The organism is Eubacterium sp. 14-2, from assembly GCF_000403845.2.
Classification (GTDB): domain Bacteria; phylum Bacillota; class Clostridia; order Lachnospirales; family Lachnospiraceae; genus Petralouisia.
Genome location: NZ_KE159568.1, coordinates 1 through 13,449, shown reverse-complemented (window position 1 = coordinate 13,449; position 13,449 = coordinate 1). Strand labels below are relative to the sequence as shown.

Below are 13,449 nucleotides of genomic sequence, written 5' to 3'. Positions count from 1 at the left end.
ATAATGAAGAAGATTATGAAAAAAGCAGGTATGGCGCTGCTGGCAGGTATTTTGGGAGCCGGGGTTCTGGCCGGATGCGGTTCTTCCGGTGATTCTGACAAACTGATTCGAATTGCCTCCAAAGACCTTACCGAAAATGAAATCGTAACGGAAATCTATGCACTGGCTCTGGAGGATGCAGGATATAAAGTAGAACGGAAGTTCAATATTTCATCTTCTGTGATACATGCCTCCATTACCAGTGATGAAATTGATATATATCCGGAGTACACGGGAACAGGGCTGCTGACAGTGCTGGGCATGGATCCTCTCACAGACGAGCAGGAAGTGTATGACACGGTAAAGGAAGCCTATGACAAACAGTATCAGCTTACCTGGCTGGAATATTCAGCGGCAAATGACGGGCAGGGCCTTGCCATCCGCACGGAAGCGGCGGAAAAATATGGAATTTCCACTATTTCTGATTTACAGCAGCATGCAGGAGAACTGAGGTTTGCTTCTCAGGGGGAATTTGATGAGCGTTCGGACGGAATTCCGGCATTGGAAGCAGTGTACGGGCCCTTTGAGTGGAAATCCAGCAATATCTACAGCAATGCCTTAAAATATCAGGTTCTGGAAAATGATGAAGCCGATGTGGCCCCCGTTTATACCACAGAAGGCAGGCTGGTGGAAGAACAGTTTACGCTGCTGGAGGATGACAAACATGTATGGCCCCCTTATAATCTGGCTCCGGTTGTCCGTAACGACGTATTGGAAGAACATCCGGATATTGCTGACATTCTCAATAAAATCAGCGCGGAATTTACCACAGAGAATATTACCGGGTTAAATGCAAAAGTTGAAATCGACAAAGAGGAGTACGCAGATGTTGCGAGAGAATTCTACGAAAGCATCAAAAAATAAAGACAGAAAAATCGCAGTAGAGCTGATACATGTGGAAAAACAGTTTCCGGGTATGACCGGTCCTGCGCTGGACGATGTGAATATCCGTATAGCAGAAGGAGAATTTGTGACGGTGCTTGGCTCGTCCGGATGCGGAAAAACCACGCTGATTAAAATGCTCAACCGGCTCTGTGAGCCGGACAGAGGAGACATTTTACTGTTCGGAGAAAATATACGGGAGCAGAATCCGGTGCTGCTGAGAAGAAAGACTGGCTATGTGATTCAGCAGGTGGGATTATTCCCCCATATGACCGTAAAAGAGAATATTTCCACCATTCCGAAAATCCTGAAATGGGAAAAAAAGAAAACGGAGCAGAAGGTGGACGAAATGCTGCGTCTGGTGGCTCTGGAGCCGGAAGAGTACCGAAACCGCTATCCGGCTCAGCTGTCCGGCGGGCAGCAGCAGAGAGTGGGCATTGCAAGGGCTCTGATTGCAGATCCGCCCCTTATGCTGCTGGATGAGCCTTTCGGAGCCATTGACGCCATCAACCGTGAAATACTTCAGACGGAACTGAAAAAGATTCAGGAACAGTCAGGGAGAACATACCTCTTTGTCACCCATGATATCCGGGAGGCATGGAAACTTGGAACAAAAGTGCTCGTGATGAATCAGGGGAAAATTCTGCAGTTTGCTTCACCGCAGGAGATTCAGGCCCATCCGGCAGATGAATTTGTGGAAGAACTGCTGCGGACAGCAGATATGGGGAAAGGTGAGAACGTATGATACGGTATTTTGTGGAACATCTGGATTTGTTCGGAAAAGCATTTATGGAACATCTGTACCTTGTGTTTATCACGCTGTTTTTTTCCCTGATACTGGCTTCCTTTCTTTCATGTCTGATTTTAAGGCGGAAATGGGTTTCCAATCTGGTGGTTCAGATATTCAGCGCTGTTTATTCCATCCCCAGCCTGGCGCTGTTTGCAATTCTGATCCCGCTGTTCGGGCTGGGGAACCGGACAGCAGTTCTTGTACTGGTGGTATATAACCAGTATCTGCTGATACGGAATATTCTGGCGGGAATCTGGAATATTGACGCCACGGTACTGGAAGCCGGGTACGGAATGGGAATGAGCCGGTGGCAGCTGGCACGCATGATACAGATTCCGCTGGCCATGCCTTCCATTCTGACCGGTATCCGCCTTGCGGTGATATCCACTACGGGAATTGCCACAATTGCCGCCACTATCAATGCAGGCGGCCTTGGTACCGTATTATTTTCGGGACTGCGTACCATGAATGTGTACAAAATTGTATGGGGAACCATATTAAGTATGGTGATAGCACTGAGTGCAGATGTGGGTCTGAAAAAGCTGGAAAAGCTGTGGAGAGAAAAGGGGGAAGCAGGAGGTAAGCAGTGAGCTTACAGTCCTGCCATAATCATGATTGCAAGCTGATCCCTGCGCACAGCGTCTTCCATTCCCTTTACCGTGGAAGCACTGGCGTCAAGTTCCATTTTACAGGAGGCGGAACGCATAAGTTTCTCACGAAATGCTTCTTCTTCCTGTTTTGCTTTCTCAGCTCTCTGTTCAGCCTTTGCCTGCATCTGCAGCTTCATGGCATTTTCCATGGAATCCAGCATCCGCGTCATATGATATATCATGAAAAGCACCTTCCTTTACGAAAAAATCATATAATAAATTCTGTCTGTAATACATTTATCGGAAACTTTCGTGAATTCTTAATGTTCAAACTTGACAATACGGGATGGAGAAAATTATAATGGTAATGTTAATCATGGGAGATTATGTAAAAATATAAGAGATATGAATGATAAAACAGAAGAAAGGTGTGTTATATGAGAAGAACGAAACAGATAACAGGTATTTTATTATCCCTTATGCTGCTCACCGGTCTGTTCTGGCCCGTCAGGGTTCATGCGGCAGGTACAGTGACAATTTCCGTATCCTCCTCCACGTTAAATGTGGGAGATCAGGTAACGGTAACCGCCTGGGCAGCCGGCCCAGACGGAGAGAAAGCAATTGCGAAACTGGGGTTTAATTACGACAGCGGAAAACTGTCTTTTGTAAGCTGCAGTGAATCTTCCTATTCAGGCGGAGAAGGAGGCTATGTGGGCGTATCGGCCAATACGGCGTCCATTACCCTGAAGGCTACGGCCGCCGGAGTTGCAGCAGTGACAGTCAGCGGCTCCAACGGGGTTAATGTCAGCGACGGAACCGTAGAATACGGAGAACTTACAGCCGGCGGAACGAAACTGACGGTAAACAACGGCACAGGGGCAGGAAACGGGCAGCAGAACAGCAACGGAACTGCGGATGACCCGGCAGACGGGACCAAATCGGAAGATAACAGTCTTGCCTCACTGAAAATTTCGCCAGGCACGCTGTCTCCGGCCTTTCAGTATTCTGAGACAAATTATACGGCAGCCGTGGGAGAGGACGTTACCAGTATTTCAGTGGATGCAAAACCTTCCAATGAAAAAGCAACCATAGAATCCATCACCGGGCATACAGATTTAAAACCAGGACAGAATACCATAAGTATCACAGTAAAAGCAGAAAACGGCACCACTGCTACTTATAAAATTGTGGTGACCAGAGGCGGGGCAGGAGAAACCCAGACGGATAATCCGGAGGGAGAGACGGAAAACCCCACACCGGAGAATACCACGGAAAATCCACAGGGAATTACCCTGAACGGCCATTCTTTTAATCTGGCAGCATCTATTCCGGAAGATGTGATACCGCAGGATTTCACAAAAACCACTACTACCTGCAACGGTCAGCAGGCAGAAGGCCTGCTTTTTGACAAAGCGCCTCTGATGCTGGTTTATCTTACCACCCCCAGTACGGAGGTTAAGAATACCCTTGCGGTATTTGAAGAAGCCAGCGGAGCAGTGTACCCTTTCCGGAAAGTGGAGATGGGAGAAAATTATCTGATTCTGTTAAATCCGCCGGCAGAGCCGGGACTTTCAGCAGAATATACACAGGCTGCAGGAACGCTGGCAGGCTATGAAAATGTGCCGGTGTTTGTAAATGCTGCCGCAGCGCCCGCAGCAGCGGCTCCGGCGGAAAATCCCGAAGGAGAGGCTGCAGTTCCGGAAGGAGAAACGGCTGCTCCGGTTCAGGAACTGCCGGAATTTTCTCTGGTGTATGCTGCCAGCAGCCATGGAAATGTGGGATGGTATCAGTACGATGCGGCGGAAAATTCTTTCCAGCGCCATGTGCAGGCTGCTGCAGCCCCGGAAACCCCTCAGGAATCGGAAAGCGGAACAGACAGTGTGGAGCTGCAGGGACTGCAGAGCGCCTATAAAGATCTGGAAGAACAGTTTAATGAGAAAAAAGAAAGCGCCACAAGAAATACAGCCATTATGGTTTTTGTCATCGCAGTGCTGCTTGTGGTGATTGTAAATCTGATACTCCGTGGAAGGGGAGACGATGAGGAGGAATATGAAGAGGAAGAAGAATTCCCTCCCAGACAGCGTAAATTTCTTCTGAGCAGACGGAAATCCGAAGACAATGAGGAGGATTACGAAGAGGAAGAAGAAAGGCCCAAATCCAGGCAGGGAAAGAAACTGAGCCAGGAGACCAGACCCATCAGGAAGCCGGAACCTGTGAAAAAGCCGGAGCCTTCCGGAAGCGGGAAAATACCAGGAAATCCGGAACCTGTAATAAAATCAGAACTGCCGGCAGGGAAAGGAGCACCCAGGGGAGCGGAGTCTGTCCGTCAGCCGGACATTCATCGGAAACTGGAAATCCCCAGAAAAATTGAGCCGCCCAGAAAGGTGGAGCCGCCCAAAAAACTGGAGCCGCCCAGAATGATGGAAACCAAAAGAAAACCAGAAGCACCGAAGGGACCGGATAAGCCTGTAATGACAGATGTGCGGAAGAATCTGGAATTAGAGGATGATTTTGAAGTGATTGATCTGGAAGATTTATAAAAGACAGGTGTATACATGTATATAGAAATTGATTTTAACAGTGATGAGGCCATCTACATGCAGCTGCGCAACCAGATTGTGCAGGGAATAGCCACAAATCAGTATCAGGAAGGGGAGTCCCTGCCCTCAGTACGTCGGCTTGCAGAAAGCATCGGAATTAACATGCATACCGTAAATAAAGCATATCATGTATTACGACAGGAGGGATTTATCCGCCTGGACCGGAGAAATGGCGCTGTTATTTTTCTGGAGGAAGATAAAAGCCAGGCAGTGCGGGAACTGCAGGAAACCCTGCAGGTAATCCTGGCAAAGGCAGTCTGTAAAAATATTTCCAGAGAAGAAATACATCAGCTGACAGATGCGATACTGGATGAATATGAATTTTAACGGAACGCAGCTTTTGCTGTGTTGACAGGAGGAGCGAATGCATAAAAAATATACGTCCCAGGCAGGAAAAGTTCTGGAACTGGCAGCCAGGCTGTCCAAAAAGCTGCAGCATAATTATGTGGGTACGGAACACATACTGGCGGGACTGCTTCAGGAGGGAACCGGAGTGGCAGCAAAAGTTCTGGCAGATAACCATCTTGAGGAGAAAAAACTGCTGGATTTGATTGAAGAACTGATTGCCCCGGGAGAGGGGACTGCTTTGCTGGACGGGGACGGCTATACTCCCAGAACCCAGAAAATACTGGATACAGCAGAGAAGGAAGCAGGCCACTTTAACAGCAGTGAGACAGGTACCGAGCACCTGTTGCTGGCAATTATCAAAGAAAATGAATCTGCCGCAGTGCGCCTTTTGAACACCATGGGCGTTAATTTGCAGAAACTTTATATTGATTTACTGGTGGCCATGGGAGAAGAAGGCAGTTTTTCCAGAGAAGAACTGAAATCTGCCAAAGGAAGAAAACGCAGCCTGGAAGCCACGCCGGTTCTGGATCAGTATTCCAGAGATCTGACCAGAATGGCTGTGGAAGGTAAGCTGGATCCGGTCATTGGAAGGGAAGAAGAAATACGCCGTGTGATTCAGATTTTAAGCAGACGAGGTAAAAATAATCCCTGTCTCATTGGAGAGCCGGGGGTGGGCAAGACTGCCATTGCGGAAGGGCTGGCCCAGCAGATTTCCCTGGGACTTGTACCGGAATCCGTAGCCGGAAAACGAGTGATTACGCTGGATCTTTCCAGTATGATTGCCGGCTCCAAATACCGGGGAGAATTTGAAGAGCGGATTAAAAAGGTAATACGGGAAGTGGTGGGAGCCGGAAATATCCTGCTGTTTATGGATGAACTGCACACCATTATCGGCGCCGGAGGCGCAGAGGGAGCCATGGATGCCTCCAACATTCTGAAACCTCATCTTGCACGGGGAGAGTTTCAGATGATTGGTGCAACAACTGTGGAAGAGTACCGGAAATATATTGAACGGGACGCAGCGCTGGAGCGGCGGTTCCAGCCGGTTATGGTGGAAGAACCGGACATAGAGCAGACGCTGGAAATACTGAAAGGGCTGCGCAGATTTTATGAAAAGCATCATCAGGTGGTCATTACCGACGAGGGGCTGGAGGCGGCGGCAAAACTTTCCGACCGGTATGTTTCCGACCGTTTTCTGCCGGATAAGGCCATAGATCTGATGGATGAGGCGGCGGCAAAGGTGCGTCTGGAAGGAGTGAAAACCTCCACAAATCTGCAGGATATCCGTATAGAAATCAACCGGGTTACGGAGGAAATGGAAGAAGCCATTCAGAAAATGGAACTTCAGGAAGCCTCAGAGCTGCGCAAAGAGAAGGAAGCCCTGCAGGCAGAGTATGAGAAACTGCAGAAAAAAGCAAAAAAATCCATGAAACGTAAAAGAGCGGAAGTAGGGGAAAACGAAATTGCCGAAGTAGTGTCCCAGTGGACGAAAATTCCCGTAAAGCGGCTGGCTGAGGAAGAATCTGCCCGACTGCGGAAACTGGAATCCGTACTGCACAAACGGGTGATTGGTCAGGAAGAGGCGGTGTCTGCTGTGGCAAAGGCAGTGCGCCGGGGCAGAGTAGGCTTAAAAGACCCCAACCGTCCCATTGGCTCTTTCCTGTTTCTGGGGCCCACTGGCGTGGGCAAAACAGAGATTTCCAAAGCCCTTGCAGAAGCCATGTTCGGCAGCGAATCTGCCATGGTGCGGGTGGACATGTCGGAATATATGGAAAAACACAGCGTATCCAAAATGATTGGTTCTCCCCCAGGATATGTGGGGTATGACGAGGGCGGACAGCTGAGTGAGAAAGTAAGACGGAATCCCTATTCTGTCATCCTTTTTGATGAAATTGAAAAAGCCCATCCGGATGTATTCAATATCCTGCTGCAGGTGCTGGATGACGGTCACATTACCGACGCCCAGGGCAGAAAGACAGATTTTAAAAATACCATTATTATTATGACGTCCAATGCGGGGGCCCAGTCCATCATTGAACCGAAAGCACTGGGATTTGCTTCTGTGGAGGATGCAAAGCACAATTATGACCGGATGAAAGACAGCGTAATGGAGGAAGTGCGCAGAATTTTCCGGCCGGAATTTCTGAATCGTATTGACGAGACCATTGTGTTCCATGCTCTGACCAAAGAGGATATGAAGAAAATTGTAACCCTGATGACCAAAACCCTGATTGAGCGCTGCAAAACCCAGATGGGAATTGAGCTTCATATTACCGGAACGGTAAAAAGCCATATTGTGGACACAGCCTATGAGCCGAAATATGGCGCGCGGCCTCTGCGCAGGATGATTCAGAACAAAATAGAAGACGGACTGGCGGAGGAAATCCTTTCCGGCAGGGTAAAGGCCAAAGATACGGTGGAAGCCGCCATGCACAAAAAGGAAATTACCTTTACTGTCAGAAATAAATAACAGTTCAGCCGGAGGGGAAAGGTTACTGCTGCAAAAGTAAGTAAAATATTGCTGGCAAAACCAGAGGATTTATTATATAATTAATGGTGTCAGGAAAGCAGACAATTTCAACAGGAGGATAAAAAAATGGCTGTAGTAGAAGAACTGATTCGTACAGAAAACAATGGAACTTTAAGTTTTGGGAATTACAGACTGGCTTCCAAAGCAAAAGCAGATAATTTTGAGTTTGGCGGGGACCTGTATAAGGTAAAGACTTTTCAGGAAATCACCAAGCTGGAGCGAAACGGCATGTTCGTGTACGAATCTGTACCGGGGACCACAGTGAGTCAGCTTCAGGTAACAGACAGCGGCGTTGCGTTCCAGGTAGAAGGAGCAGAAGACGCACAGATTACCCTGGAGCTGGAAGAACAGGCAGAATATGAAGTGGTGGTGGATGGCGTGAATGCAGGCCATATGAAGACGAATCTGGGTGGAAAATTAAGTCTCAGCGTGGAATTGAATGAAGACACTCCGGTTGCTGTTCAGATTGAAAAAGTTGGATAACATACAGACAGTAAGGGCATTCCGTAAGTCAGCTCAGCAGGCTTTCGGAATGCCCTGTATCATATACAGGAAGAGGATAAAACATGGCAAAGGGAAAAAAGGTTACGGTGTATTTCTGTCAGTCCTGCGGATATGAGTCTTCTAAATGGATGGGGCAGTGTCCGGGCTGCCGGGAGTGGAATACCTTTGTGGAGGAAGCTCTGGAGAAAAAAGCCGCAGGAAAAATAAAAAGCGCTCCGGGAGGAAAAGAAGAGCTGAAAACCGCCAGAATATCAGAAATCGATATACAGTCCGGAACCCGGATGCAGACAGGGTTTGGAGAACTGGACCGGGTGCTGGGCGGCGGAATCGTGCCTGGTTCCCTGGTGCTGGTGGGCGGAGACCCAGGGATTGGAAAATCCACTCTTTTGCTGCAGGTATGCAGGAATCTGGCAGAAACTTTAGAAGTGCTGTATATTTCCGGAGAGGAATCTCTGCAGCAGATTAAAATGCGGGCCCAGAGGATCGGGCAGTTTTCAGATAACCTGCAGCTGTTCTGTGAAACAGGCATGGAGCGGATTGAACAGGTGGTGGAGCGCCAGAAACCCCAGGTGGTGATTATTGATTCCATTCAGACCATATACAGTGAGGAAATCAGCGCTGCCCCAGGAAGCGTGTCTCAGGTCCGGGAGACCACCGGAAGGCTTTTGCAGATTGCAAAAGGCATGGAGATAACGATTTTTATTGTAGGCCATGTAACGAAAGAAGGGGTAGTGGCAGGCCCCAGAGTACTGGAGCATATGGTGGATACGGTACTTTATTTTGAGGGAGACCGTCATGCTTCCTACCGGATTCTGCGGGGGGTCAAGAACAGATTTGGTTCTACCAATGAAATCGGCGTATTTGAAATGCGGGAAGAAGGGCTTGCAGAGGTGAAAAATCCATCGGAGTTTATGCTGAACGGCAAGCCGCAGGGAGCCTCCGGATCTGTGGTTGCCTGTTCCATGGAGGGTACAAGGCCCATACTGGTGGAAATCCAGGCACTGGTGTGTCACAGCAATTTCGGAATTCCAAGGAGGACAGCAGCCGGAACGGATTTAAACCGGGTAAACCTTCTGATGGCGGTGTTAGAGAAGCGGGCGGGGATGTCTCTGTCTGCCTGTGACGCTTATGTGAATATTGCAGGAGGCATACGAATGAATGAACCGGCCATAGATCTGGGAATTGTGATGGCTCTGGCTTCCAGTTTCCGGGACAAGGCAATAGATGAGAAAATTATCTGCTTTGGGGAAGTGGGATTAAGCGGCGAGGTGCGTGCGGTCCAGATGGCCCAGCAGCGGGTGACGGAAGCACGGAAACTGGGATTTAAGACATGTATCCTGCCCAAAGTGTCCATTCCGGGGCTGACAGATACCAAAGGAATAAAAATCATCGGGGCAGGAACCATTGGCGAAGCCATCCGGCAGATGTAGACCGGAAGCCGGAGAGAGGAAAGGCAGGGAAAGATAAGGGGATTTCACCCATTTGTCTGGAAATCAGGGTAAGAGATACAGGAGGAAAGAAATGGACAGAACAGAAATTTATGTAAAAACAGATCATACATTGTTAAATCAGACAGCCACCTGGCAGGAAATTCAGCAGATTTGTGAGGACGCATTGAAATATGGCACTGCTTCCGTCTGCATTCCGCCTTCTTATGTGAAGCAGGCGCGGGAATATCTGGGAGACAGAATGGAAGTCTGCACCGTCATTGGTTTTCCCAATGGTTATAATACCACGGCTGTAAAAGAATTTGAAATCAGAGACGCCGTTGCCAACGGAGCCGGTGAACTTGATATGGTCATCAATCTGGGCTGGGTAAAAGACGGGCGGTTTGATCTGGTGGAAGAGGAAATTCGAATTCTGAAAAAAGCCTGTCAGGGGAAAATTCTGAAAGTAATAGTGGAAACCTGTCTGCTGACAGAAGAAGAGAAACAGAAACTGTGTGAAACCGTAACCAGTGCAGGAGCAGATTTTATCAAAACTTCCACAGGGTTTTCCACAGCAGGGGCTACTTTTGCTGACATAAAACTTTTCAGGGAGCATATCGGCCCGGAAGTAAAGATAAAGGCGGCAGGAGGAATTGCTTCTTTTGAAGATGCGGAAGAATATATCCGTCTGGGAGCCGCACGTCTCGGTACCAGCCGGGTGATAAAACTGGCAAAAGCTGAATAAAGCAAAAGGCTGCCCGCTTTTTTCTTCTATAAGGAAAGACCTTGTCACGCTAAAGCGTGAAAGTGTCTTTCTATAGAAGAAAAATAATATGCACACTCGTGCGAATAGAAGATGTCACTGCGTGACCGCACCCGGCGCAGCAAACCGTCCAGGCCCATCATGAGTGATGGGTCAGGGGAGCTGAAGTGGGCTTGCCCGCTTTGTTCTTCTGATACAGGATACGAATGGAATTCAGGACACAGAGCATGGCCACGCCGCTGTCTGCAAATACTGCCATCCACATGGAGGCATATCCGGCAAGGCCGAGAACCATAACCAGCGCCTTGACTGCCAGAGCAAAGACTACATTCTGCCAGGCAATCCGGGTCGTGGTTCTTGCTATGGAGATGGAATTGGGCACAGCTCCCATGTCAGAAGTCATAAATACCACGTCTGCAGCTTCAATGGCTGCGTCTGCACCGCTTCCCATGGCGGCTCCCACATCGGCTCCTGCCAGAACAGGGGCATCGTTGATCCCGTCTCCCACAAACATGACGGAACCGTTTGCCTTACGGATTTCCTGCAGTTTTTCCAGTTTATTTTCCGGAAGCAGCCGCGCATGTACCTGCTCTATGCCGGTTTTGCCGGCAACTTCCAGGGCGCTTTCCAGTGCATCTCCTGTCAGCATGGCAGTTGTGATATGGAGACGTTTCAGATCGGCAACTGCTCTGGCAGATTCCGGCTTGATGGTATCGGAAATCACCAGATATCCGGCCAGAACTCCCCGGACTGCAAGAAATATCTCTGTTCCATATACAGCCTGTGTGCATTCGGACAGATCCACATGGAATTTTTCCATCAGCTTCCGGTTGCCTGCCAGAACCTCTCCGGAGGACAGTGTTGCCTGAATTCCGTGGCCTGCCAGTTCTTTCAGGGAAACAGCCTCTTCAGGCAGGAGGTTTTTTTCACGGGCGGCAGCAGTAATGCTTACACCGATGGGATGGGTGGAATGCTGCTCCAGGCTGGCGCAGAGTTGCAGCACTTCTTCTTCAGAATAGTCCTGGAAAGGGATGATCTGCTGCACCACGAAATTTCCTTTTGTGACGGTGCCGGTTTTATCCATAATAACCGTGGAAATATGGTTCAGAGCTTCAATAGCCACACCGCCTTTGAATAAGATTCCCTGTCTGGAGCCGGCGCCAATGCCGGAAAAGAATGCCAGAGGCACGCTTAAAACAAGGGCACAGGGACAGCTTATAACAAGAAATGTCAGTGCGGTGTAAATCCAGTGGTTCCAGTCTCCGGTAATGAGAGAGGGAATGACTGTCGTAGCCAGTGCCGCAATCACCACAAAAGGAGTATAAATTCTGGAAAATCTGGTAATAAACCGGTCAATTTCAGGTTTACTGGCAGCAGCATTTTCCACAGAGTCCAGGATTCTGGTAACCATGGAATGTTCCAGTGATTTTTCCACCTGAATTTTTAACTGACCGGAAGTGTTGATGCAGCCGGAGGTAACAGCATCCCCCACACCGGCTTTGACCGGAACCGGTTCTCCGGTAATGGGAGAGGTATCCAGGCGGCTTTCTCCTTCCAGCACAACGCCGTCCAGCGGAATGCGGTCGCCAGGGCGGACCAGCAGAATATCTCCTGGCCGGGCTTCTTCAGCGTCAATTACTTTCGTATCATTTCCGATTACAAGACTGACAACTTCCGGGCGTAAGTCCACGGCTTCCATAATCTGGGAACGGCTGCGTGAAACTGCCGCCTCTTCAAAATATTCTCCAATACGGTAAAACAGCATAACTCCCACCGCTTCCGGAAAATTTCCTATGGCAAACGCACCCAGTGTTGCAAGACTCATTAAAAAGTTTTCATCAAAAATCTGTCCTTTGCACAGATTCTTAAGAGCAGTCAGTACAATCTGCCCGCCGAGAATAAGATAGGAAATTACAAAAATCACGGAAGGCAGGAGAGCCCCTTCCATACCTGCGTGTTCCAGAATTTCTCCGGCAATAAACAAAAGCGCTCCGGTTATAACAGAGATAAGATCCATCTGCTGTTTACGGAAGGGATGTTTTCCTGAAAGCTCCTGCTCAGAAACAGAAAGGGATTTTTTTCCTTTTTGGGAAGAACTTTGTCTGGTCACCACAACCTCAGATTCAATGGAAGCACAGATTTCCTGAAATTTTGCAATCAGGGCGTCTTCCTTTTTCGCTCCTTCCGGTGTAACGGCTACACGAAGCTGTTTTGTGGCGAAAGTAAGAACAGCGGCATTTACTTCCGGCAGTTCATTGATACGCCGCTCCATTTTGGCTGCGCAGTTGGCACAGCCCAGATTTTCTACCAGGCAGGTGAAACGGATACCTTTTGCATGGTCGGCATCCGGATGCTGCACCGGCTGATGAGTATGTTCCTGTCCACAGCAGCAGGAACCGTCATGTTCATGATGATGTTCATGCTCGTGAGTGTGTCCGTGGTGATGTTCATGCTCGTGAGTATGCTCCTGTTTATGACTGTGTTCGCAGTGTTCCTGTCCGCAGCAGCAGGAATCTTCCTGTTTATGATGGTGTTCTTTTAACTTATATTTTTCAACCTGTTCCATAAGGCTGCCTCCTTTCATATGAATGATTGTTCATATGAATATTAAAGCATATTGCAGATGATTTGTCAATATGGAAATCATTCTTTTCTGAGAGGGACCATTACATTATAATAGAATGATTTTCGGCAGGAAAAATATGAGTGGAAGAAGATAACAGTAAAATACTGACAATTCAAACAATTTGACAAAAAACGGTAATAAAAACTTACTTTATTTTTTCTGGAAAATTCTGTTGACATATGGAAATAAAAGTGATAAGATAACATTTGTCGTCGAGAGCGGATGTCGAAAAAGACAGACAGGAAACGACGAAAGAAAATAAAAAAAGATGAAAAAAGTCATTGACAGACAGGCGAAGATGTGCTAAGATATAGAAGTTGTCGCCTGAGGGAGATGACAGAGGGAACCTT

The 13,449-nt window shown here is 48.3% G+C and carries 11 protein-coding genes; 9 read left to right on the top strand and 2 right to left on the bottom strand.

All coding sequences use genetic code 11. The annotated features are described in order from the left end of the window. The first annotated feature begins 3 nt into the window (after nt 1–3). From C805_RS17320 to C805_RS17310, 3 genes are read left to right on the top strand one after another with little or no spacing between them, the layout of a single operon-like run. On the top strand, nt 4–903 hold the full coding sequence (locus C805_RS17320; protein ID WP_016215235.1) for a glycine betaine ABC transporter substrate-binding protein: 900 nt from the start codon (nt 4–6) through the stop codon (nt 901–903). Further along, nucleotides 866–1,666 carry an ABC transporter ATP-binding protein gene (locus C805_RS17315; protein WP_016215234.1) on the top strand — a complete coding sequence of 267 codons (801 nt, stop codon included), beginning with the start codon at nt 866–868 and terminating at the stop codon, nt 1,664–1,666. Before C805_RS17320 ends, C805_RS17315 begins: the two co-directional genes overlap by 38 nt. Further along, on the top strand, nt 1,663–2,301 hold the full coding sequence (locus C805_RS17310) for an ABC transporter permease (RefSeq protein ID WP_016215233.1): 639 nt from the start codon (nt 1,663–1,665) through the stop codon (nt 2,299–2,301). The genes C805_RS17315 and C805_RS17310 overlap by 4 nt, the downstream gene beginning before the upstream one ends. Nucleotides 2,302–2,303: 2 nt before the next feature. On the opposite strand, the gene C805_RS17305 is transcribed toward C805_RS17310, so the two are convergent. Continuing rightward, nucleotides 2,304–2,543, bottom strand: coding sequence for a hypothetical protein (locus C805_RS17305; protein ID WP_016215232.1), 240 nt, complete (start codon nt 2,541–2,543; stop codon nt 2,304–2,306). 195 nt (nt 2,544–2,738) lie between these two features. Here C805_RS17305 and C805_RS17300 point away from each other — a divergent pair, with 195 nt between their 5' ends. The 6 genes from C805_RS17300 to deoC all read left to right on the top strand — a co-directional run bounded on the left by C805_RS17300 (nt 2,739) and on the right by deoC (nt 10,455). Further along, the gene (locus C805_RS17300) at nt 2,739–4,841 is read left to right on the top strand and encodes a cadherin-like beta sandwich domain-containing protein (RefSeq protein WP_016215231.1); all 2,103 of its coding nucleotides are present in this window, start codon (nt 2,739–2,741) and stop codon (nt 4,839–4,841) included. Between the two features lie 15 nt (nt 4,842–4,856). Continuing rightward, nucleotides 4,857–5,228, top strand: a complete 372-nt coding sequence (locus C805_RS17295; protein WP_016215230.1) for a GntR family transcriptional regulator — start codon at nt 4,857–4,859, stop codon at nt 5,226–5,228. A gap of 37 nt (nt 5,229–5,265) precedes the next feature. Continuing rightward, nucleotides 5,266–7,719 (top strand): ATP-dependent Clp protease ATP-binding subunit, encoded by a 2,454-nt coding sequence (locus C805_RS17290; protein ID WP_016215229.1) that lies wholly within the window; start codon nt 5,266–5,268, stop codon nt 7,717–7,719. Nucleotides 7,720–7,845: 126 nt separating this feature from the next. After that, the gene (locus C805_RS17285) at nt 7,846–8,262 is read left to right on the top strand and encodes a hypothetical protein (protein ID WP_016215228.1); all 417 of its coding nucleotides are present in this window, start codon (nt 7,846–7,848) and stop codon (nt 8,260–8,262) included. Nucleotides 8,263–8,345: 83 nt separating this feature from the next. Next, on the top strand, nt 8,346–9,713 hold the full coding sequence (radA, locus tag C805_RS17280) for a DNA repair protein RadA (protein ID WP_016215227.1): 1,368 nt from the start codon (nt 8,346–8,348) through the stop codon (nt 9,711–9,713). Between the two features lie 91 nt (nt 9,714–9,804). Then, the gene (deoC, locus tag C805_RS17275; protein WP_016215226.1) at nt 9,805–10,455 is read left to right on the top strand and encodes a deoxyribose-phosphate aldolase; all 651 of its coding nucleotides are present in this window, start codon (nt 9,805–9,807) and stop codon (nt 10,453–10,455) included. A gap of 157 nt (nt 10,456–10,612) precedes the next feature. On the opposite strand, the gene C805_RS17270 is transcribed toward deoC, so the two are convergent. Then, nucleotides 10,613–13,039, bottom strand: coding sequence for a heavy metal translocating P-type ATPase (locus C805_RS17270; RefSeq protein WP_016215225.1), 2,427 nt, complete (start codon nt 13,037–13,039; stop codon nt 10,613–10,615). Nucleotides 13,040–13,449 lie beyond the last annotated feature (410 nt).

Bases quoted from the DNA above. Each gene is read 5' to 3' on its own strand.
- radA (WP_016215227.1), top strand. From the start codon at position 8,346: ATGGCAAAGGGAAAAAAGGTTACGGTGTATTTCTGTCAGTCCTGCGGA.
- C805_RS17310 (WP_016215233.1), top strand. From the start codon at position 1,663: ATGATACGGTATTTTGTGGAACATCTGGATTTGTTCGGAAAAGCATTT.
- C805_RS17270 (WP_016215225.1), bottom strand. From the start codon at position 13,039: ATGGAACAGGTTGAAAAATATAAGTTAAAAGAACACCATCATAAACAG.
- deoC (WP_016215226.1), top strand. From the start codon at position 9,805: ATGGACAGAACAGAAATTTATGTAAAAACAGATCATACATTGTTAAAT.
- C805_RS17295 (WP_016215230.1), top strand. From the start codon at position 4,857: ATGTATATAGAAATTGATTTTAACAGTGATGAGGCCATCTACATGCAG.
- C805_RS17320 (WP_016215235.1), top strand. From the start codon at position 4: ATGAAGAAGATTATGAAAAAAGCAGGTATGGCGCTGCTGGCAGGTATT.
- C805_RS17285 (WP_016215228.1), top strand. From the start codon at position 7,846: ATGGCTGTAGTAGAAGAACTGATTCGTACAGAAAACAATGGAACTTTA.
- C805_RS17305 (WP_016215232.1), bottom strand. From the start codon at position 2,543: ATGATATATCATATGACGCGGATGCTGGATTCCATGGAAAATGCCATG.
- C805_RS17315 (WP_016215234.1), top strand. From the start codon at position 866: ATGTTGCGAGAGAATTCTACGAAAGCATCAAAAAATAAAGACAGAAAA.
- C805_RS17290 (WP_016215229.1), top strand. From the start codon at position 5,266: ATGCATAAAAAATATACGTCCCAGGCAGGAAAAGTTCTGGAACTGGCA.
- C805_RS17300 (WP_016215231.1), top strand. From the start codon at position 2,739: ATGAGAAGAACGAAACAGATAACAGGTATTTTATTATCCCTTATGCTG.